We start from the raw sequence: 234 nt of genomic DNA on the forward strand, positions 1-234 counted from the left end.
GGTCGCTTCTGTTTTTTTTCTTCCTAGTCCGTTCGCTCTCGTCTTTTGGTTCTGTTTGCTCCCCCCCCCCCCCCCCCCGGGGGTGGCGCGGGGGGGGGGGGGGGGGGGGGGGGGCGGGGGGGGGGGGCTGGGGGGGGGGGGGGGGGGGGGGGGGGGCGGGCGGGGGGGGGGGGGGCGGCGGGGGGGGGGGGGCGGCCGGGCGGGGGGGGGGGGCGGGGGCGGCGCGGGGGGGGG

1 protein-coding gene is annotated in these 234 nt (G+C 85.0%); it reads right to left on the reverse strand.

Annotated elements, in window-relative coordinates; translation table 11 throughout:
- Positions 1-23: 23 nt before the first annotated feature.
- Positions 24-234, reverse strand: a 211-nt coding sequence (locus AC0L2A_RS36580) for a hypothetical protein (RefSeq protein ID WP_473613046.1), incomplete at its 5' end; no start/stop codon positions are given.

The organism is Mesorhizobium sp. WSM4844 (assembly GCF_055811775.1).